This window comes from Pseudomonas sp. BN515 (assembly GCF_029873155.1).
GTDB lineage: Bacteria > Pseudomonadota > Gammaproteobacteria > Pseudomonadales > Pseudomonadaceae > Metapseudomonas.
This window is the reverse complement of record NZ_SSOH01000028.1, coordinates 17712-38752: the sequence shown is the minus strand read 5'-3', so window position 1 is coordinate 38752 and position 21041 is coordinate 17712. Positions and strand designations below refer to the sequence as shown.

At 66.3% G+C, this 21041-nt stretch carries 17 protein-coding genes; 10 read left to right on the top strand and 7 right to left on the bottom strand.

Annotated features, from left to right (window positions below):
- Nucleotides 1-35: 35 nt before the first annotated feature.
- From E8E91_RS07640 to E8E91_RS07610, 7 genes are all read right to left on the bottom strand, one after another.
- Complete coding sequence (locus E8E91_RS07640; RefSeq protein ID WP_280375256.1) at nt 36-1040, bottom strand: chemotaxis response regulator protein-glutamate methylesterase; 1005 nt, start codon at nt 1038-1040, stop codon at nt 36-38.
- Nucleotides 1037-3322 (bottom strand): hybrid sensor histidine kinase/response regulator, encoded by a 2286-nt coding sequence (locus tag E8E91_RS07635; RefSeq protein ID WP_280375255.1) that lies wholly within the window; start codon nt 3320-3322, stop codon nt 1037-1039. Before E8E91_RS07635 ends, E8E91_RS07640 begins: the two co-directional genes overlap by 4 nt.
- Nucleotides 3319-4005 carry a chemotaxis protein CheW gene (locus E8E91_RS07630; protein ID WP_280375254.1) on the bottom strand — a complete coding sequence of 229 codons (687 nt, stop codon included), beginning with the start codon at nt 4003-4005 and terminating at the stop codon, nt 3319-3321. Before E8E91_RS07630 ends, E8E91_RS07635 begins: the two co-directional genes overlap by 4 nt.
- Nucleotides 3995-5239, bottom strand: coding sequence for a CheR family methyltransferase (locus E8E91_RS07625; protein WP_280375253.1), 1245 nt, complete (start codon nt 5237-5239; stop codon nt 3995-3997). Before E8E91_RS07625 ends, E8E91_RS07630 begins: the two co-directional genes overlap by 11 nt.
- Nucleotides 5236-5742: a chemotaxis protein CheW gene (locus tag E8E91_RS07620; RefSeq protein WP_280375252.1), complete on the bottom strand. Its 507-nt coding sequence runs from the start codon at nt 5740-5742 to the stop codon at nt 5236-5238. Before E8E91_RS07620 ends, E8E91_RS07625 begins: the two co-directional genes overlap by 4 nt.
- A 9-nt stretch (nt 5743-5751) precedes the next feature.
- Nucleotides 5752-7380: a methyl-accepting chemotaxis protein gene (locus E8E91_RS07615; RefSeq protein WP_280375251.1), complete on the bottom strand. Its 1629-nt coding sequence runs from the start codon at nt 7378-7380 to the stop codon at nt 5752-5754.
- Between the two features lie 337 nt (nt 7381-7717).
- The gene (locus E8E91_RS07610) at nt 7718-8407 is read right to left on the bottom strand and encodes a tellurite resistance TerB family protein (RefSeq protein ID WP_280375250.1); all 690 of its coding nucleotides are present in this window, start codon (nt 8405-8407) and stop codon (nt 7718-7720) included.
- A 204-nt stretch (nt 8408-8611) separates the two neighbouring features.
- Here E8E91_RS07610 and E8E91_RS07605 point away from each other — a divergent pair, with 204 nt between their 5' ends.
- From E8E91_RS07605 to E8E91_RS07560, 10 genes are all read left to right on the top strand, one after another.
- A complete protein-coding gene (locus tag E8E91_RS07605) occupies nt 8612-9523 on the top strand; it encodes a LysR family transcriptional regulator (RefSeq protein WP_280368049.1) in 912 nt (303 codons plus the stop codon).
- A 102-nt stretch (nt 9524-9625) separates the two neighbouring features.
- The gene (locus E8E91_RS07600; protein WP_280375249.1) at nt 9626-11131 is read left to right on the top strand and encodes a gamma-aminobutyraldehyde dehydrogenase; all 1506 of its coding nucleotides are present in this window, start codon (nt 9626-9628) and stop codon (nt 11129-11131) included.
- A 63-nt stretch (nt 11132-11194) separates the two neighbouring features.
- A complete protein-coding gene (gene ydcS, locus E8E91_RS07595) occupies nt 11195-12346 on the top strand; it encodes a putative ABC transporter substrate-binding protein YdcS (RefSeq protein WP_280375248.1) in 1152 nt (383 codons plus the stop codon).
- A 284-nt stretch (nt 12347-12630) separates the two neighbouring features.
- A complete protein-coding gene (locus tag E8E91_RS07590; RefSeq protein WP_280375247.1) occupies nt 12631-13656 on the top strand; it encodes an ABC transporter ATP-binding protein in 1026 nt (341 codons plus the stop codon).
- 1 nt (nt 13657) lies between these two features.
- Complete coding sequence (locus E8E91_RS07585; protein WP_280375246.1) at nt 13658-14608, top strand: ABC transporter permease; 951 nt, start codon at nt 13658-13660, stop codon at nt 14606-14608.
- Nucleotides 14598-15404, top strand: a complete 807-nt coding sequence (locus E8E91_RS07580; RefSeq protein ID WP_280375245.1) for an ABC transporter permease — start codon at nt 14598-14600, stop codon at nt 15402-15404. The genes E8E91_RS07585 and E8E91_RS07580 overlap by 11 nt, the downstream gene beginning before the upstream one ends.
- Nucleotides 15405-15575: 171 nt before the next feature.
- Nucleotides 15576-17000 (top strand): gamma-aminobutyraldehyde dehydrogenase, encoded by a 1425-nt coding sequence (locus E8E91_RS07575; protein WP_280375244.1) that lies wholly within the window; start codon nt 15576-15578, stop codon nt 16998-17000.
- Nucleotides 17001-17177: 177 nt separating this feature from the next.
- On the top strand, nt 17178-17654 hold the full coding sequence (locus tag E8E91_RS07570) for an ester cyclase (RefSeq protein WP_280368035.1): 477 nt from the start codon (nt 17178-17180) through the stop codon (nt 17652-17654).
- A gap of 90 nt (nt 17655-17744) precedes the next feature.
- Nucleotides 17745-19607, top strand: a complete 1863-nt coding sequence (locus E8E91_RS07565; protein ID WP_280375243.1) for an NAD(P)/FAD-dependent oxidoreductase — start codon at nt 17745-17747, stop codon at nt 19605-19607.
- An 89-nt stretch (nt 19608-19696) separates the two neighbouring features.
- Nucleotides 19697-20842, top strand: a complete 1146-nt coding sequence (locus E8E91_RS07560; protein WP_280375242.1) for a methyl-accepting chemotaxis protein — start codon at nt 19697-19699, stop codon at nt 20840-20842.
- The last annotated feature ends 199 nt before the right edge of the window (nt 20843-21041 follow it).

Sequence of the window (21041 nt, the reverse complement as noted above, 5' to 3'; positions counted from 1 at the left end):
TCCGGGCCCGTCAGGCCTAGCTTGATGCTTCGAATTCAACCGATCGCCTCGACCAGCCGGGGCGCGATGCGCTCCAGGGCGAGTATTTCCACCGCCGCGCCGATGGCCGCGGCAGCCTTGGGCATGCCATAGACGGCGCAACTGGCCTGGTCCTGGGCGATGGTCAGGAACCCCTTGTCGCGCATGCGCTTGAGACCTTCCGCGCCATCACGGCCCATGCCGGTGAGCAGTACGCCAATGGCCTCGCCCTTCCAGTGCTCCACCAGGCTGTCGAAGAAGACGTCGATGGATGGACGGTATACATGGCTGGTGGGCTCGGCGGTATAGGCCAAGGTGCCATTCTTCAGCAGCCGCAGGTGATTGTTGGTGCCGGCCAGGAGAACGGTGCCCGGCTGCGGCGGCTCACCCTCCCGCGCGAGGCGGACGGGGAGCCTGGATTCACTGGCCAGCCAGTCGGCCATGCCGGCGGCGAAGACCTCGTCCACGTGCTGGACCAGCACCACGGAGGCCGAGAATTCCGCCGGCAACTGCTTGAGCAGTTGCGCCAGGGACGCCGGGCCGCCGGCGGAGGCGCCGATCGCGACCAGGCGTTGACCGCCACGGTACTGGGCTATGGGCTCGGCGGCGCCACGGCCACGGATATCGCGCTGCCCCATCAGCCAGCTGATGTTCTGGATCTTGCGCAGCAACTGCGCGGCTTCCTGGGCCTGGCCGCTACCAAGTCCCGGGGTGTTCACTGCATCCAGGGCTCCGTAGCCCATGGCTTCGAACACCCGGTGCACATTCTGTTCGATATCCACGGTGACGATGAGGATGGCGCAGGGGCTGCGGGCCATGATCTGGCGGGTCGCCTCGACCCCATCCATCACCGGCATCAGCAGGTCCATCAGCACGACGTCCGGCACGTCCCGGCTGCAGCATTCCACCGCTTCGGCGCCGTTGACTGCGACCCAGGCGATCTGGTGCGCCGGCTCCAGGGCAAGGGCCCGGCGCAGCGCTTCCACCGCCAGGGGCATGTCGTTGACTATCCCTATCCTCACCCTTGCGCCTCCCCGATCAGCATGACCACCGCATCCAGCAACGCTTCGTCGTGGAAGCTGGCCTTGGCCAGATAATAGTCGGCGCCGGCATCCAGGCCGCGACGACGGTCCTCTTCACGATCCTTGTAGGACACCACCATCACCGGCAGGGACTGCAGGCGATTGTCGCGACGCACCAGGGTGACCAGCTCGATGCCATCCATGCGCGGCATGTCGATATCGGTGATGAGCAGGTCGAAATGCTCGGAACGCAGGGCGTTCCAGCCGTCCATGCCATCCACCGCCACGGCCACGTCGTAGCCGCGCCCCGCCAGCAGCTTGCGTTCCAGCTCGCGCACGGTGAGGGAGTCGTCCACCACCAGCACCCGCTTGCGCTGGGCCCCCGCGCCCTGGCGCCCGCTGCGGTCGACCCGCTCCAGGCGGCCGCTGCCGAGCAGCTTGCCGACGGACTTCAGCAGGTCCTCGACGTCGAGGATCAGCACCGGCCGGCCATCATCCAGCAACGCCCCGGCGGACAGGTCCTGGACCTTGCCCAGTCGCGGGTCCAGCGGCATCACCACCAGCGTGCGCTCGCCGAGGAAGCGTTCCACGGCCACGCCATAGCAGGTGTCGCGCTCACGGATCAGCACCACCGGGATGCCGTGCTCGTCGCGCTTGCCTTCGCTGCACTGGAGGATCTGGCTGGCCGAAACCAGCCCCACGTGCCGGCCCTCGTGCCAGAAATGCTGGCGGCCTTCGAGCTGGACGATGTCCTCATGCTGCAGCCGGGTCATGCGTTCGATATGGGCCAGCGGGAAGGCGTAGGCCTCGCCACCCACCTCCACCACCAGGCTGCGCACCACCGACAGGGTCAGCGGCACTTCGATATGGAAGGTGGCGCCCTGTCCGCTGCGCTGCTCCATGCGCACGCTGCCACGCAACTGGCGCACCATGTGCTGCACCGCGTCCAGGCCGACGCCGCGCCCGGACACTTCGGTGACCTGGTCGCGCATGCTGAAGCCCGGCAGGAAGAGGAAAGCCAGCAGCTCCTCCTCGGTCATTCGCATCGCGGTTTCGAGGTTGGCGAATTGACGCGCGACCACCGCGTCGCGCAGGCGCTCCAGGTCGACCCCGGCGCCATCGTCTGCCAGCTCCAGCAGGAGCATCCCGGCGTGGTGACGGGCATGCAGGCGAATCACGCCCTCCTCCGGCTTGCCCAGGCGCAGGCGTACCTGCGGACTCTCGATGCCGTGGTCGACCGCATTGCGCAGCAGGTGCGTCAGGGGCGCTTCCAGGCGCTCCAGTACGTCGCGATCGACCTGGGTGGTTTCGCCACTCACGTCCAGCCGCATCGGTTTGCCCAGGGAGCGGCCAAGGTCACGGACCATCCGCGCCTGCCCCGCCAGCACATCGGCGAAGGGCCGCATGCGCGAAGCCAGGGCAGCGTCGTAGAGCAACTGGGCGCGCTGGCCGCCCTGCCAACCGAACTCGTCGAAATCGGTCATGTAGCCGGCGAGCATTTGCTGGCATTCGCCAAGCAGTTGCCGCGCCTCGCCCAGCATGGCCTGGGCCTGCGGGTCCAGGGAGCCGTCCAGCACCGATTCGCGGGCCACGTCCAGCGCCCGGCTGGCGCTGGCCTGAAGGCGTTTGAGGCGATGCAGGGCGTCGTTCAGCGGCTTGATGCGCTGGAACTCCACCAGTGATTTGCTGGAGATATCCAGCAGGTGATCGAGGCGCTCGGCGCTGACCCGCAGCACGCGGTCGCGGGCCTCGCTGGCCGTTTCGGCGGGAGCGGGTGTCTCCGCCTCACGCTGCACAGGCTCCGCTGGAGGAGGCGGCGGCGAGGGTTCGGGAACCCGTGCTGGCGGAATGACCGGCTCGATGAGTTGCTGGGTCGGCGGCGACTCCTCCACGGACCGCCCCTGCAACCGGGTAATCAGCGCTTCGATGGCCTCGCGCCCGGCACTCTCCGACCAACCGGCCTCAGCGCCGACGCGCAGCAGCAGGTCGGAACCCTGCAACAGCGCGTCGATATTGTCTGGCTGCAGGCGCACATGGCCCTGGCGGGCGGCCTCCAGCAGGTCTTCCATCACGTGGGCGATCCGTACCCCGGCATCCAGCCCGACGATCCTCGCCGCGCCCTTCAGGGAGTGGGCCGCACGCATGCAGGCTTCCAACTGGTCGGCCTGGGCTGGATTGCGTTCGAGCACCAGCAGCCCGGCGTTGAGCACCTGGGTCTGGGCTTCCGCCTCCAGCCGGAACAGCTCCAGCAGGGACGCATCGCGCATCTGATCCGGGGTCATGCCAGGCTCCTTGCCATGGCCTGCAGCAGCAGGCCCTCATCCAGCAGCGTGATACTGCGTTCGCGCCACTGCACGACGCCCGAGGCGAACTGGCGGGCGGCCAGGTCCGGTGCGCGGCCGGGGTCCACCACCGCATCCAGGGGAATGCCGTGGATGCCGTCCACCTCATCCACCGGCGCCACCAGCGGTCCGCCCTGGCTGGCGAAAATCAGCATTCGCGGCACCACGCGGCGCTCGCCATTCACCTCGTTGCCCTTCTCCAGCCCCAGCAGCTCCACCAGGGACAGACAGGCCACCAGGGCACCGCGTACGTTGGTCACCCCCAGCAAGGCCAGGGCGCGCTGGTGCGGCAGGGAGTGGATGGGGTTGAGCGCCGCCACCTCCACCAGGCTGCGGGTGGCGATGCCCAGCCATTGTTCACCCAGGCGGAACACCAGGGTGGAACGGCGTTCACGGCCATCCTCTTCGGCATCATCAACGACGCCGGTGATGTCTTCGCGGATCAGCGCATAGCGGTCGAGCAACAAGGTGGCGGCTGCAGCATGCACCTCGCAATTGCGGCAATGCACATGAGCGGCCAGGCGCTCACAGGATTTGTCGCCATGGATGCCAATGCGATTCCAGCAGTCGTCCACCGCCGGCAACTGGTCGCTGGCAATCAGGGGCAGGCGGTTATCGGCCATGGTTGTTCACTCCCCGGCTGGCACGCTGTTGCAAGCGCTGTGCGCCGGCCCGGTCGCCCCGAGCGGCGAGCAGCGCCGCCAGGTGGGCCAATGCTTCGGCGTGCTGCGGCGCGAGGTAAAGCGCCTTGCGGTAATAGTCCTGCGCCTCATCCACCTTGCCGGCCACGTCGCTGAGCAGCCCGAGCCAGTAGAAGGCATCCGCCGAGGGGCCATGGGCGGCCAGGAAGGCTTCGCAGGCACTGCGCGCTTCCTCGCAGCGGCCGCTGTTGGCCAGGCTGGCAATCGTCGCGAGGGCGGCTTCAGGCCCTGCGCCATCGGCCTTGGGCAGCTCGGGCTTCGGCAGTGGCGCACGCGGCCTGGCCGGCGCCCGGCTGGGCACTGGCGCTGCGACGACGGGAGCGGGTGCCGGGATGCGGACCTTGGCCGGTTTGGCGGCGACCTGCGGCGGCGCATGGCGGAACACGAAGGCCTGTGGATAACCCAGCGGCTGCATGCCCTGTTGGCTGAGCAGGCTGGCCTCGGCGGGACCGATGAACATCGCACCGTCGCGCTGCATCAGGCGTTTCAGCACCTCCAGCACGGCGCTCTGGGTCGGCCGGTCGAAGTAGATCAGCAGGTTTCGGCAGAACACGAAATCGTAGGGCGGCTCCCCGGCGAGCAGCCCGGGCTCCAGCAGGTTGCCACGCAGGAAACGCACCTTGGACGCCACCTGCTGGGCCACCGCGTGGCCCTCGCCCGAAGGAAGGAAGTAGCGGTCGCGAAAACCCAGGTCCTCGCCCCTGAACGAGTTGCGCCCATACACACCCTGGCGCGCCCGCTCCAGCACCCGCTCGCTGATATCCATCGCGTCCACCTGGAACAGCCCCGGAGCCAGGCCGGCGTCGAGCAGCGCCATGACGATGGAAAACGGCTCCTCCCCCGTGGAACAGGGCAGGCTGAGGATGCGCAACGGGCGGCCACCCGCCAACGCCGGCAGTCGCTCGAAGGCCAGGCGGCCGAGGGCGGCGAAGGATTCGGGATAGCGGAAGAACCAGGTTTCGGGCACCACCACCGCTTCCACCAGCGCCTGCTGTTCGGCGGGCGAAGCATTCAGGGTGGTCCAGTAGGCGTCCTCGTCACGGCTGTCGCACGCATGCATGCGCTGGCGCACGGCGCGCTCGATCACCACCCGGCCGACGGACTCCGCCTCCAGGCCGATGCGGTTCTTCAGCAGGGTTTCGAAGCGCTCGATCATGCCGCGCCCTCCGTGGCCGGGAACAGCAAAGCGCGCACCTCGTCCGGCAACAGGTCGCCAACGCGAATGCGCTGCACCAGGCCATCGGCCGCCTGGTAGACCGGCCCCAGGTAGCGCGCGCCGCCCTGTTCCAGGCCGTAGTCGCGGAACTCTTCGGGACGGCAGCGCAGGGTATCGGTTGCCTGCTCCAGGATAAGCCCGAGCCAGCGGCTCTGCCCCTCCAGCGGGTAATCCACCAGCACCAGCCGGGTACTGGTGCGAGCCTGGGCCGGCTGGCCGAAGGCGAGTATTCCCAGGTCCAGCACCGGCACCAGCGCGCCACGGTGGGAAAACACCCCGGCGACCCACTCGGGCGCCTCGGGCACCTGTTTCAACTGGCGCAGCGGCAGGACCTCCACCACTTCATGGACGTCCAGCGCATAGCGGTCGCCGCCCATGCGGAATTGCAGGTAGAGCCGGCCCCTGACGGTGCGGGCCGGCGCTCGGGTTCGACTCGGGCCCATGGCGCCGACTCAGACCTTGAAGCGGCTGACGCCGGTTCGCAGGCCGTTGGCCACCAGGTTCAGTTCGTCGATGGCGGAGCTGGCCTGGCGCAGGGATTCCACCGTCTGCCCGGTGGCCTCGCCCAGTTGCACCAGGGCCTGGTTGATCTGCTCGGCGCCGGTGGCCTGGGCCTGCATGCCCTCGTTGACCATCTGCACGCGCGGCGCCAGCGCCTGCACCTGCTGGATGATCTGCGACAGTTGCTCGCCCACCTGCCCTACTTCAGCGATGCCGCGACGGACTTCCTCGGAGAACTTGTCCATGCCCATGACCCCGGCGGACACCGCCGACTGGATCTCGCGCACCATCTGCTCGATGTCGTAGGTGGCCACGGCGGTCTGGTCGGCCAGGCGGCGCACTTCGGTCGCCACCACGGCAAAGCCACGGCCGTACTCGCCGGCCTTTTCCGCCTCGATGGCGGCGTTCAGGGACAGCAGGTTGGTCTGGTCGGCCACCTTGACGATGGTGGTGACCACCTGATTGATGTTGCCGGCCTTCTCATTGAGGATCGCCAGCTTGGCGTTCACCAGCTCGGCGGCGCCCATCACCTGGTGCATGGTGTCTTCCATGCGCGCCAGGCCAAGCTGGCCGGAGCCGGCGAGGATGGAAGTCTGCTCGGCGGTACCGGACACCTCGGCCATGGTGCGCACCAGGTCGCGGGAAGTGGCGGCGATCTCCCGCGAAGTGGCGCCGATCTCAGTGGTGGTGGCGGCGGTTTCGGTGGCGGTGGCCTGCTGTTGCTTGGACGTCGCGGCGATCTCGGTAACCGAGGTGGTCACCTGCACGGCAGAGCGCTGCGCCTGGGACACTAAGGTCTTGAGCTCCTCGGCCATGCTGTTGAAACCGGTTTCGATGGCGTTGAATTCGTCCTGGCGCTTGAGGTCCAGGCGGGTGGACAGATCGCCACCGCCCATGACCCGCAAGGTATCGACGATGCCGCCCACCGGCCGGGTGATGGCACGCATCAGCAGCAGGCCACAAACGGCGGCGGCGGCAACCGCCATCACCAGGGCGAAAAGCATGCTGCGTTCGGCATTGCGCACCGAGGTGATGATCTCGGTGATCGACGCCTCGCTCATTTCGCGGTTGATCTCGATCAGTTCGTTGAGGTTCTGGCGACCTTCGCCCCAGCGCTCCACCAGAACGCCTTCGAACGTGGCACGGGCCTCGTCGAGCTTGCCTTCTTTCAGGTCTGCCAGCGCCTGCGCCTGATGCCCTCCATACACCTTGCGGATGTCGGTGAAGGACTTGAACTGCTCGCGATCAGCATCGGCGGTAATGGTGCGGTCGTAGGCCTCGATCATCTCGTCGAGCTGGACGTTGCTCTCGTCCAGGTCCTTGAGGCCGGTGTGATAGATGGTGCTGCCCGAATCGCCGTCGCGGTGCAGCAGGGCCTGGGTACGCAGGAGGTTGTCGGTCCAGCCGCTGCGAATCTTGCTGATGTAGTACATGCCGGGTACGGAATCCGTCAGGACCCGATCCCCCTCATGCTCGATATTCCTCAGCTGCATGTAGGACATGCCGGCCATCAGCAACATGATGGCGATGATCACCGCGAAACTTGCCTGGATACGCAAGCGAACAGTCCAGTTCTTCACATTCTTCCCCGTTACCAGTGCCCGGATTCTTGCTGGCCTGCGGCCAATGGCGGCGACTCTAGTGGCAAGGCCATGCGCTAGCAAGCGCAAGGATTAGGCACATTTATGTCGCCAGAATGCCGCCGGTCCGCGGCATTTGGGGAGTTTGGCAGAAAGTTGCCGATTTGCAGGGGGAAGGAATGCTCGGTTGGGAAGCTTGTCCCCAATGCAGAGCTGGGAGCGTCATGCTCGATCGTCGGTGCGCACGGCGCACCCTACCGTTCTCCAGGTAGGCACTCGGCTCGCTGTGGGAGCGATTTCATTCGCGATTGAAATCGCTCCCACACGGCAGCGCCATTCAGGCCAGTTCCTGCCGAACCTGCCGCTCAAGTTCGGCCTTGAGCCCCGGATCGAGGCGCAGCTGACGGGCCAGCTCTTCGAGGTAGGCACGCTCCATGAAGTGTTCCTCGTCCACCATCAACACGCTGGCCAGGTACATCTCGGCGGCCATTTCCGGCGTGGTGGCAGCGCGGGCTACCTCGGCGGGGTCCAGCGGCTTGTTCAGTTCAGCGTCCAGCCAGTAGCGCAGCTCGACGTCCTGGGTCAGTTTGGCCAGCTCTTCCTCTATCAGTTGGCGTTCGCGGGCGTCCACATGGCCATCGGCCTTGGCCGCCGCCACCAGCGCCTTGAGGATGGCCTGGCTGTGTTGCTCGGCCTGGGGCGCGGGCAGGCGGTCGAGAGTCCGGGGCTCGTTCTGCGGAGCCGTCGCCTGCTGGGCCTGCCAGTTGCCGTAAGCCTTGTAGGCCAGCACACCGAGCGCCGCCAAGCCGCCGTAGGTCAGCGCCTTGCCGCCCAGCTTGCGTGCGCTCTTGTTGCCCAGCAACAAGCCCAGGGCTCCCGCCGCCAGGGCACCGCCGCCTGCGCCCTTGAGCAGGCTGCCGAGGTCGCTTCCGTTACCGGTTTTGCTGGCGGATTTGCCGGCCGCCTTCTGTTGCAGCAGGTCCTGGCCGGATTTCAGCAGTTGGTCGAGCAGTCCGCGGGTAATCATCGATGCCTCCTGGTCATTCCGATCTCACAGATCGACCGACTCTATCCGCAGGGATTCCTGGCGGCCCTTCGCAGAGTGCTTCGAGATATTGCTGCGGGTCCGCAGAGTGGCGGAAATCTACGGAACCATCTAAAAAAGCGAAACGCTCGTTCAGATTTCGATAAACCCTATTCTTCGGCCGCCATCCAGACGCGAACCACGCCCATGATGACCCTCCGCCAGATCCGCCATTTCATCGCCGTCGCCGAAACCGGCTCCATCTCCGCCGCGGCCCAGGCGGTGTTCATTTCCCAGTCCACGCTAACGCTGGCCATCCAGCAACTGGAAGAAGAGATCGGCGTCAGCCTGTTCAACCGTCACGCCAAGGGCATGTCGCTAACCCACCAGGGCCACCAGTTCCTGCGCCAGGCGCACCTGATCCTCGCCACAGTGGAGAACGCCAAGCGCAGCTTGCAGCAGAGTACCGACCAGGTCGCCGGCAGCCTCACCATCGGCGTGACCAGCCTGGTGGCCGGCTACTACCTGGCCGACCTCATCACTCGTTTCCAGCGCGCCTACCCCAACGTGAAGACCCGCGTGGTGGAGGATGAGCGCCCATACATCGAGCACCTGCTGGTCAGCGGCGAGATCGACGTGGGCGTGCTGATCCTCTCCAACCTGGAAGACCGCCACGCCCTGCAGACCGAAGTACTGACCCATTCGCCCCACCGCCTCTGGCTGCCAGCCCAGCACCCACTACTGGAACGCGACAGCATCGCCCTGGCGGATGTGGCCGGTGAGCCGCTGATCCAGCTCAACGCCGACGAGATGGGCCTGCACACCCAGCGCATCTGGTCCCGCGCCGGGCTCACGCCTCAGGTCACCCTGCGCACCGCCTCGGTGGAAGCGGTGCGAAGCCTGGTAGCGGCGGGCCTCGGCCTGTCGATCCAGCCGGACATGACCTACCGCCCCTGGTCACTGGAGGGCGACATCATCGAAGCACGTCCGCTGGTGGACCTGGGCGCCCCACTGGACGTGGGCCTCGCCTGGCGACGGGGCACCGCACGCCCGGCCCTGGTGGACCCCTTCATCACCGTGGCGCGGGAACAGCCGAACAACCGCAGGCTTTCGATTTAATCGAACGCTGCTTTCAATATTTAGAATTTGTCGACCTCCAGCCCGGCCTCTAGTCTCTCCTCCCCATAAGCAGAGGCATGCCGGGCTCCCAAGGAGCACGGGATGACCACAGAACAAAAGTCCGAGAAGAAAAGAGCCAGCAAGATGACCGGCGCCACCAGCACCCCGACCCTGCACACCGAACTGCTGATCGACGGCCAGCTCGTCATCGGCGAAGGGTTGGCCGAGCCGATCATCAACCCCGCCAGCGGCGAAACCCTGGTGACCATCGCCGAAGCCTCCATCGAGCAGGTGGAAGCAGCCGTCACCGCCGCCCATCGCGCCTTCACCCACTGGTCGCGTACCACGCCCGCGCAACGCGCCACCGCCCTGCTGGCCATTGCCGACGCCATCGAGAAACGCGCCGATCAGCTTTCCCGCCTGGAAGCCTTGAACTGCGGCAAGCCGCTGCACCTGGCGCGCCAGGACGACATCCCCGCCACCGCCGACGTATTCCGCTTCTTCGCCGGCGCTGTGCGCTGCCAGCAGGGCCAGCTCGCCGGTGAATACGTACCCGGACACACCAGCCTGGTGCGCCGCGATCCGGTGGGCGTCGTCGCCTCCATCGCACCCTGGAACTACCCGCTGATGATGGCGGCCTGGAAGATCGCCCCGGCGCTGGCTGCCGGCAACACGCTGATCTTCAAGCCATCCGAACACACACCGCTGTCCATCCTGGCCCTCGCACCAGCGCTGGCGGAAATCCTCCCGCCGGGGGTGATCAACATCCTCTGTGGCGGCGGCGACAGCGTCGGCAGCCAACTGGTGGGCCACCCGCGCGTGCGCATGGTGTCGCTCACCGGCGACATCGTCACCGGCCAGAAGATTCTCCAGACCGCCGCGCGCACCCTGAAGCGCACCCATCTGGAACTGGGCGGCAAGGCGCCGGTGATCGTCTGCAATGACGCCGACATCGATGCCGTGGTCCAAGGCGTACGCACCCACGGCTACTACAACGCCGGCCAGGACTGCACCGCCGCCTGCCGCATCTACGCCCAGGCCGGCATCCACGACCGCCTGGTGAGCGAACTGGGCGAGGCCGTGGCCAGCCTGCGCTTCGCCCGCAAGCGTGACCAGGACAACGAAATCCCCCCGCTGATCAGCTCGCGCCAGCGCGATCGCGTGGCCAGCTTCGTCGAGCGCGCCCTCGGCCAGCCGCACATCGAGCGGGTCACTGGCGCCGCCGTACACTCCGGCGCCGGCTTCTACTACCAGCCCACTCTGCTGGCCGGCTGCAAGCAGCAGGACGAGATCGTCCAGCGCGAAGTCTTCGGCCCGGTGGTCACCGTCACCCGCTTCGACGACCTGGCCCAGGCCGTGGATTGGGCCAACGACTCCGAGTACGGCCTGGCGTCCTCCGTCTGGACGCAGAACCTGGACAAGGCCATGCAGGTGGCCGCGCGGCTGCAATACGGCTGCACCTGGATCAACACCCATTTCATGCTGGCCAGCGAGATGCCCCACGGCGGGCTCAAGCGCTCCGGCTATGGCAAGGACCTGTCCAGCGATTCGCTGCAGGACTACAGCGTGGTGCGCCACATAATGGCCCGCCACGGCACTGACTTTTAAGAGAACAAGAACGCACCAACCCGCTTCATCTGCCCCGACCAATAACGAAAAAGAGGGAACATCATGTCCGTGCGCAAAACCGCCCTGCTCAGCGCAGTGGCCACCGCCATCCTCGCCAGCGGCAGCCTGCAGGCCGCCGAAGCCCTGAAACAAGTCGGCGCCGGCGAAGGCCAGCTCGACATCATTGCCTGGCCCGGCTATATCGAGCGCGGCGAGTCGGACAAGAACTACGACTGGGTGACCCAGTTCGAGCAGGAGAGCGGCTGCAAGGTCAACGTGAAGACCGCTGCCACCTCCGACGAGATGGTCAGCCTGATGGCCAAGGGCGGCTATGACCTGGTCACCGCGTCCGGCGACGCCTCCCTGCGCCTGATCTATGGCAAACGCGTGCAGCCGATCAATCCGGAGCTGATCCCCAACCTGAAGAACCTCGATCCGCGCCTGAAAGACGCGCCTTGGTTCACCGTCGACGGCAAGTCCTACGGCACCCCCTACCAGTGGGGCCCGAACCTGCTGATGTACAACACCAAGGCCTTCACCAAGGCGCCGGACAGCTGGAGCGCGGTGTTCGAGCCGCAGCAGCTGGCCGACGGCAAGGCCAACAAAGGTCGCGTGCAGGCCTACGACGGCCCCATCTACATCGCCGACGCCGCCCTCTACCTGAAGTCCGCCAAGCCGGAACTGGGCATCCAGGACCCGTACCAGCTGACCGAAGAGCAGTACACCGCCGTGCTCGACCTGCTGCGCAAGCAACATGGTCTGGTGCACCGCTACTGGCACGACGCGACCGTGCAGATGAGCGACTTCAAGAACGAGGGCGTAGCTGCCTCCAGCACCTGGGGCTACATGGCCAACACCCTGAAAGCCGAAGGTCAGCCTGTGGCCACCGTCGTGCCGAAGGAAGGGGTCACCGGCTGGGCCGACACCACCATGCTGCACGTGGACGCCAAGCACCCGAGCTGCGCCTACAAGTGGATGAACTGGTCGCTGGAACCCAAGGTCCAGGGCGACGTCGCCGCCTGGTTCGGTTCCCTGCCCGCCGCCCCGGAAGGCTGCAAGGCCAGCGCCCTGCTCGGCGCCGAAGGCTGCACCACCAACGGCTTCGATCAGTTCGACAAGATCGCCTTCTGGAAAACCCCGCAGGCCGAGGGCGGCAAGTTCGTCCCGTATAGCCGCTGGACCCAGGACTACATCGCCATTATGGGCGGTCGCTGATAGCTCCCCTCTCCCGCTTGCGGGAGAGGGGCCGGGGGAGAGGGTAGCTCGGCACCGCGCGGTGTTTCCCTCTCCCCAGCCCTCTCCCTGAAGGGAGAGGGAGTTTGTTCGTACTCGCCTGGAAACACCGAGCGGCTGACATAACCCTCATCCGCACGCGGCCCGCCCAGCCCTCTCCCAGAGGGAGAGGGAGTCATACCGAGCCACCTGAAATTCCCGCAGGGTCTCCACCGCGAGGCCCCGCCCAAGTCATGTCTTTTTTCGCGTCACCGGAGCACCACACCATGACACTTGCTGTCCAGTTCACTGAGGTTTCCCGCCAGTTCGGCGAGGTCAAGGCCGTCGACCGGGTATCCATCGATATCAAGGACGGCGAGTTCTTCTCCATGCTCGGCCCATCCGGCTCGGGCAAGACCACCTGCCTGCGCCTGATCGCCGGTTTCGAGCAGCCCACCTCGGGTTCCATCCGCATCCACGGTGAAGAAGCCGCCGGCCTGCCGCCCTACGAGCGCGACGTGAACACCGTGTTCCAGGACTACGCCCTGTTCCCCCACATGAACGTGCGCGAGAACGTCGCCTACGGCCTCAAGGTGAAGGGTGTGGCGAAGTCCGAGCGCCTGGCCCGCGCCGAGGAAGCCCTCGGCATGGTCGCCCTGGCCGGCTATGGCAACCGCAAGCCGGCGCAGCTGTCCGGTGGCCAGCGCCAGCGCGTGGCCCTGGCCCGCGCCCTGGTCAACCGCCCGCGCGTACTGCTGCTGGACGAACCCCTCGGTGCCCTGGACCTCAAGCTGCGCGAGCAGATGCAGAGCGAGCTGAAGAAGCTACAGCGCCAGCTCGGCATCACCTTCATCTTCGTCACCCACGACCAGGGTGAAGCGCTGTCCATGTCCGATCGCGTGGCCGTGTTCAACAAGGGCCGCATCGAGCAGGTGGACACCCCGCGCAACCTCTACATGAAACCGGCCACGCCCTTCGTCGCCGAGTTCGTGGGCACCTCCAACGTGCTGCGCGGCGACGTCGCACGTCAGCTCACCGGTGTCGACCAGCCCTTCTCCATCCGCCCCGAGCACATCCACTTCGCCCATGGCGAGCGCAACGGTAGCGATGTGGAAATCAGCGGCCTGCTTCACGACATCCAGTACCAGGGCGCCGCCACCCGCTACGAAATCCGCCTGGATAACGGCCAGAACCTCTGCGTCAGCCTGCCCAACAGCCAGTGGCAGGACGCCGCGCCGCTGCACCAGCAGGGCCAGGTGGTCACCGCCCGCTGGGCGCGCGATGCCATGGTCCAGCTGACCGAGGGCGCGTGACATGGAACTGACCCTCAACGCCGAGCGGCCGCGCGCCGCCAATGGCCTGATGCGCAGGTTCTCGGGCCTGCTCTATCGCCGGCCGACGCTGTACCTCTCGCTGCTGCTGGTGCCGCCGCTGCTGTGGTTTGGCGCCATCTACCTGGGCTCGTTGCTGACGCTGCTCTGGCAGGGTTTCTACACCTTCGACGACTTCACCATGTCGGTGTCGACGGACCTTACCCTGGTGAACTTCGGCGCGCTGTTCCAGGCCGCCAACTTCGACATCATCGTGCGTACGCTGAGCATGGCCATCGCCGTGTCCATCGCCAGCGCCACCCTGGCCTTCCCCATCGCCTACTACATGGCGCGCTACACCACGGGCAAGACCAAGGCGTTCTTCTACATCGCGGTGATGATGCCCATGTGGGCCAGTTACATCGTCAAGGCCTACGCCTGGACCCTGCTGCTGGCCAAGGGCGGCGTAGTGATGTGGTTTGTCCAGGCGCTGCACCTGCAGCCCGTGCTGGAGCTGCTGCTGGGCGTGCCCGGCGTTGGAGGCAGCACGCTGTCCACCTCGCACCTCGGGCGCTTCCTGGTGTTCGTGTACATCTGGCTGCCGTTCATGATCCTGCCGATCCAGGCCTCCCTCGAGCGCCTGCCGCCGTCGCTGCTGCAAGCCTCGGCCGACCTCGGCGCGCACCCGCGCCAGACCTTCATGCAGGTGATCCTGCCGCTGTCCATTCCGGGCATCGCCGCCGGCTCGATCTTCACCTTCAGCCTGACCCTGGGCGACTTCATCGTGCCGCAGCTGGTAGGCCCGCCCGGCTACTTCATCGGCAGCATGGTCTACGCCCAGCAGGGCGCCATCGGCAACATGCCCATGGCCGCCGCCTTCACCCTGGTGCCGATCGTGCTGATCGCCGTGTACCTCTCCATCGTCAAACGTCTGGGGGCCTTCGATGCACTCTGAAAAAGCGTCCTGGGGCCTGAAAGCGGCCGCCTGGGGCGGGCTGGCATTCCTGCACATCCCGATCCTGATCATCTTCCTGTACGCCTTCAACACCGAAGACGCCGCGTTCAGCTTCCCGCCGCAGGGCTTCACCCTGCACTGGTTCAGCGTCGCCTTCGGCCGCGCGGACGTGGTGGAAGCGATCAAGCTGTCGCTGCAGGTCGCGGTCATCGCCACACTGATCGCCATGGTGCTCGGCACCCTGGCGGCGGCCGCGCTGTACCGCCGCAGCTTCTTCGGCAAGGAAGGCATCTCGCTGATGCTCATCCTGCCGATCGCCCTGCCCGGCATCATCACCGGCATCGCCCTGCTTTCGGCGTTCAAGGGACTTGGCATCGAGCCGGGGTTGCTGACCATCGTCATCGGCCACGCCACCTTCTGCGTGGTGATCGTCCACAACAACGTGATCGCGCGCTTCCGCCGCACCTCCCACAGCCTCATCGAAGCCTCGATGGACCTGGGCGCCGACGGCTGGCAGACCTTCCGCCACATCATCCTGCCGAACCTCGGCTCGGCCCTGCTGGCAGGCGGCATGCTGGCGTTCGCGCTGTCGTTCGACGAGATCATCGTCACCACCTTCACCGCCGGCCACGAACGCACCCTGCCGATCTGGCTGCTCAACCAGCTCAGCCGCCCGCGCGACGTCCCGGTGACCAACGTGGTCGCCATGCTGGTGATGCTGGTGACCATGCTGCCCATCCTCGCCGCCTACTACCTGACCAAGGGTGGCGAGAGCGTGGCGGGTAGCGGGAAGTAAAGCCCATGCACGCCCTCTCTCCGGCTTTTCTCCCCTCTACCGCTTGCGGGAGAGGGGCCGGGGGTGAGGGCAGCGAAGTCAGATCCAGAACACGCGGCTGCCGGCGAGTCCGCAGCCCTCTCCCTAACCCTCTCCCTGAAGGGAGAGGGGATAGTTACGAGGACCTACCCCATGCAAACCAAACTCCTGATCAACGGCCAGCTCGTCGCCGGTGAAGGCCCCAGCCTCGCCGTGCTCAACCCGTCCCTGGGCACCGCCCTGGTGGAAATCGCCGAGGCCAGCCCAGCCCAGGTCGATGCTGCCGTGCGTGCCGCCGACGCCGCCTTCCCTGCCTGGTCGCAGACCTCGCCCAAGGACCGCGCCACCCTGCTGCTGAAGCTCGCCGACCACATCGACGCCCACGCCGAGGAACTCGCCCGCCTGGAATCGCAGAACTGCGGCAAGCCCTTCACCGCCGCGCTGAACGATGAGCTGCCGGCCGTGGCCGACGTGTTCCGCTTCTTCGCCGGTGCCAGCCGCTGCATGAACGGCTCCGCTGCCGGCGAGTACCTGCCCGGCCACACCTCGATGATCCGCCGTGACCCGGTGGGCGTGGTCGCCTCCATCGCGCCATGGAACTACCCGCTGATGATGGCCGCCTGGAAACTCGGCCCGGCGCTCGCCGCCGGCAACACCGTGGTCCTCAAGCCTTCCGAGCAGACCCCGCTGACCGCCCTCAAGCTCGCCGAATTCATCGCTGAGATCTTCCCCGCCGGCGTGGTGAACATGGTCTTCGGCCGCGGCCCGAGTGTCGGCGAGCCGCTGACCACCCACCCGAAGGTGCGCATGGTGTCCCTCACCGGCTCGGTCGCCACCGGCTCGCGGATCATCGCCGGCACCGCCGACAGCGTGAAACGCATGCACATGGAACTGGGCGGCAAGGCCCCGGTGATCATCTTCGACGACGCCGACATCGACGCCGCCGTGGAAGGCATCCGCACCTTCGGCTTCTACAACGCCGGCCAGGACTGCACCGCCGCCTGCCGCATCTATGCGCAGAAAGGCATCTACGAGAAGTTCGTGGCCAAGCTCGGCGAGGCCGTCGGCAGCATCAAGACCGGCCTGCAGGACGACCCGGACACCGAACTCGGCCCGCTGATCACCGAGCAGCACCTGGAGCGCGTCGAAGGCTTCGTCCAGCGCGCCAGCGCCGTGCCGCACATCACTGTCGTCACCGGAGGAACACGCGTCGATGGCCCGGGGTTCTTCTTCCAGCCCACCGTGCTCGCCGGCGCCCGCCAGGACGATGAGATCGTTCGCCGCGAAGTGTTCGGCCCGGTGGTGTCGGTCACCGAATTCGACAGCGAAGAGCAGGTGCTGGAGTGGGCCAACGATTCCGACTACGGCCTGGCCTCCTCCCTCTGGACCGCTGATGTAGGCCGCGCCCACCGCCTGTCCGCACGCCTGCAGTACGGCTGCACCTGGGTCAACACTCACTTCATGCTGGTCAGCGAAATGCCCCACGGCGGCGTCAAGCACTCCGGCTACGGCAAGGACATGTCCATGTACGGGCTGGAGGATTACACCGCCATTCGCCATGTGATGTTCAAGCATTAACGAGCTGGCTTCGGCCAGTGCGCTCCTTTGTGGGAGCGAATTCATTCGCGATCCGGGCCGCCTGGTCCGGCCGGAATAGCCAGAGGGCAGCTGCGCTGCCCTTCGCGACTGAAGTCGCTCCCACATGGGAGGACGCTCCACAGGTAGTACCCGCACAAACCACCAGGAGAACAAGCAATGCGTAACACCTTGCGTAATTTCAGCTTCATCCTGTTTTGCGCCATGGCCGGCATGGCCCAGGCGGCTGACGATGCCAAGGCCATAGTCGATGGCTACATGGCTGCCTGGAACGCCCACGACGCCGACAAGGCCGCCAGCTTCCTGGCCGAGGACGCGGAATACTTCGATGCCACCGTCGGCACGCCGCAGAAAGGTCGTTCGGCGGCTCGCGACAATGTGATCAAAGTCTTCGTCGGTGCCGTACCCGACCTGAAATGGAAGATGACCAGCGAGCCCATCGTCAGCGCGGACGGCATCGCCTTCCAGTGGGAGTTCGCCGGTACCAACAGCGGTGCCTGGAGTGCCGAAACCCCGGCCACCAACAAGCCGCTGAAGTTCGAAGGCGTGAGCTTCATCCGCGTCAAGAACGGCAAGATCACCTACCAGGGCGACTACTACGACGCCCTCGGCTTCAACAAGCAACTCGGCTGGTAAGCCCCTCGCCGGCGCCCATTCCGGAGCGCCGGCCCTCCCCCGCTTCACCCCGCTCCGCGATCGATAACAACTGTCTTGCAAGGATTCGCCATGACCATCACCCGCCGTGATTTCCTCAACGGTGTCGCCCTCACCATTGCCGCTGGCCTCACGCCCATGCAGCTGCTGCGCGCCGCCCCTGCTGGCCGCTACTACCCGCCGGCCCTCACCGGCCTGCGCGGCAGCCACCCCGGCGCCTTCGAGGTGGCGCACCAGATGGGCTGGGAGAAGAAGAAGTTCGACACTGACGGCCTGCCAGTGAGTGAGGAGTATGACCTGGTGGTGGTCGGCGGCGGCATCAGCGGCCTGTCCGCCGCCTGGTTCTATCGCGAGAAGCAGCCGAACGCGCGCATCCTCATCATCGAGAACCACGACGACTTCGGCGGCCACGCCAAGCGCAATGAATTCGAGGCCGGCGGACGGATGATCCTCGGCTATGGCGGCAGCGAATCCTTCCAGTCGCCCAACCACCTCTACAGCGACACGGTGAACGGCCTGCTGAAGAAGCTCGGCGTCGACATCAAGCGTTTCGAGACCGCCTTCGACCGCGACTTCTACCCCAACCTCGGGCTGTCCCGCGGGGTGTTCTTCGACAAGGAGAACTTCGGCGTGGACAAGCTGGTGAGCGGCGACCCAACGCCCATGGTGGCCGACGACATCGCCCCGGAAAAACTCAATGCCCGCTCCTGGCGCGCGTTCATCAGCGACTTCCCGCTGCCCGAGGCCGACCGCAAGGCGCTGATCGACCTCTACGAGGCGCCCCACGACTACCTGGCCGGCAAGACCAGCGAGGAGAAGGAAGCTCACCTGGCCAAGACCAGCTACCGCGACTTCCTGCTCAAGGACGTGGGCCTGTCCGAAAGCGCGGTGAAGTACTTCCAGAGCCGCACCAATGACTTCTCCGCCCTCAGCATCGACGCCGTGGCCGCCTACGACGCCTACTACGTCGGCTTCCCCGGCTTCGCGGCGATGCAATTGCCGCCCATTGGCGAGGAAGCCAAGGCCGAGATGGAAGAGCCGTACATCTACCACTTCCCCGATGGCAACGCCTCGGTGGCGCGCCTGCTGGTGCGCGACCTGATTCCGGCGGTGGCGCCCGGCAAGGGCATGGACGACATCGTCCTGGCGCAATTCGACTACAGCAAACTGGACGTCGCCGGCAACCCGGTACGCCTGCGCCTGAACAGCACGGCGGTGAGCGTGAAGAACCGCGAGGGCGGCGTCGACGTCGGCTACAGCCGCGGCGGCCAACTGGCGAAAGTGCGCAGCAAGCACTGCGTGCTGGCCTGCTACAACATGATGATCCCGTACCTGCTGCGCGACCTCTCGCCCGAGCAGGCCAATGCCCTCGCCCAGAACGTGAAGTTCCCGCTGGTGTACACCAAGGTGGTGATCCGCAACTGGGAGAGCTTCCAGAAGCTCGGCGTGCACGAGATCTACGCCACCACCCAGCCCTACAGCCGGATCAAGCTGGACTACCCGGTGGACCTCGGCGGTTACCAGCACCCGCGCGATCCGAAGCAGCCCATCGGCCTGCACATGGTTTACGTGCCCACCTCGCCGAACGCCGGCATGGACGCCCGCACCCAGGCCCGAACCGGCCGCGCCAAGCTCTACGCCGCGACCTTCGAGCAGCTCGAAGCGCAACTGCGCGACCAGCTTCAGCGCATGCTCGGCCCAGGCGGCTTCGACCACCAGAAGGACATCCTGGCGATCACCGTCAACCGCTGGTCCCACGGCTACGCGTGCTTCTCCAACTCGCTGTTCGACGATGAGCAAGAGAGCGAAAAGACCATGCTGCTGGCGCGCAAACCGGTGGGCAACGTGACCATCGCCAACTCCGACGCGGCGTGGAGTGCCTATGCCCATTCGGCGATAGAAGAAGCCCATCGCGCGGTGGGCGAACTCGCCTGACCGACCTTCCGTGGCCCGGACCGCCGGGCCACGGCTTCGCGCCGCCGCTTGCGGCGCCTTCCTGCCCCAACCCGTTTCGGTAACCCACCATGCAGAGCAGTCCCCGACAGACCCAGGCGCCCACGCCGGAAGGCGGCGCCCAGGGCAACTCCACACTCGACCAGGTCAAGCTGCTGATCGACGGCCTGAACAACCGCTGGAACGAGATCAGCAAGGTTTCCGACGTGATCCGCCAGATCGCCAGGAACACCAACCTGGTTGCGCTCAACGCTGCCATCGAGGCGGCCCGTGCCGGCGAACTAGGACGCGGCTTCGCCGTGGTCGCGGACGAGGTTCGGCGCCTGGCCACCCAATCGGCCAACGCCACCGCTGATATTGGCAGCGTGGTCGCCACCATCCGCCAGGAGAGCGAGAAAGCACTGGAGCAAGTGCAGCGGGCGGAAAGCGCCTCAAAGGAGGAGACCGCCGAGGTCCTGCTGGCCCGCGAGGCGCAGCAGTTGCAGAGCCAGTTCGCGGTGATGGCGACGGCGCTCTATGGCCTCAAGCATTTCATCCTCGGCCTGCATGCCCAGGGCTTTGGCCCGCAGCGCGAGCAGATCGACGCCGTGATGCAGCACTGCCTGCTGCAGAACCCCGGCCTGCTGGCCTTTGCCTGCGCCAGCGAACCCAACGCCCTGGACGGCCGCGACGCCGAATTCGCCAGCCAGCACGGCCACGATCACACGGGCCGCATCATGGCCTACTGGAACCGGGGCGCCGGTGCCATCCAGCGCGAGTGCCTGGTGGGTTACGACGGCGACTGGTACGAACTGCCCCGGCGCAAGGGCCGCGACCTGTTCATGGAGCCCTACGAATACACGGTGGCCGGCAGCACGGTGCTGATGACCTCCTTCATGACCCCGATGCTGGCCGGCGGACGCTTCCTCGGCATCCTCGGCGCCGACTACAGCCTGCAGCAGCTGCAAGAGCGCCTGAGCCAGCTGAAACCGTTCGGCAATGGCCATTACGCGCTGCTGTCCAATGCCGCCCACTTCGTGACCCACCCGGATGGAAAACGGCTGGGCACCCCGGCCAACGAACTACCGAGCGATGCACGCAGCGCCATTCGTGATGGCCGGCCGTTGCGCTTCAAGGGAGCTGGCAACGCCATCTGCCTGCTGCATCCGATCTTCGTCGGCAACTGCAATGCGCCCTGGTCATTGCTGTTGCAGTTCGATCCTGAGCAGGCTGGCTAATTCTTCTGTAGGGGCGAATTCATTCGCCAAGCAGAGCACCGCTCTGCCCTGTAGGAGCGAATTCATTCGCGAAATGGAATTGCAGCGAGCCGACCTGACACAACCCTCTCCCGGAGGGCGAGGGGTGACTCGCGCCTGGCACCCAGTAGCAGTTCTGCACGAACAGCCCCCTCTCCCTCCGGGAGAGGGTTGGGGTGAG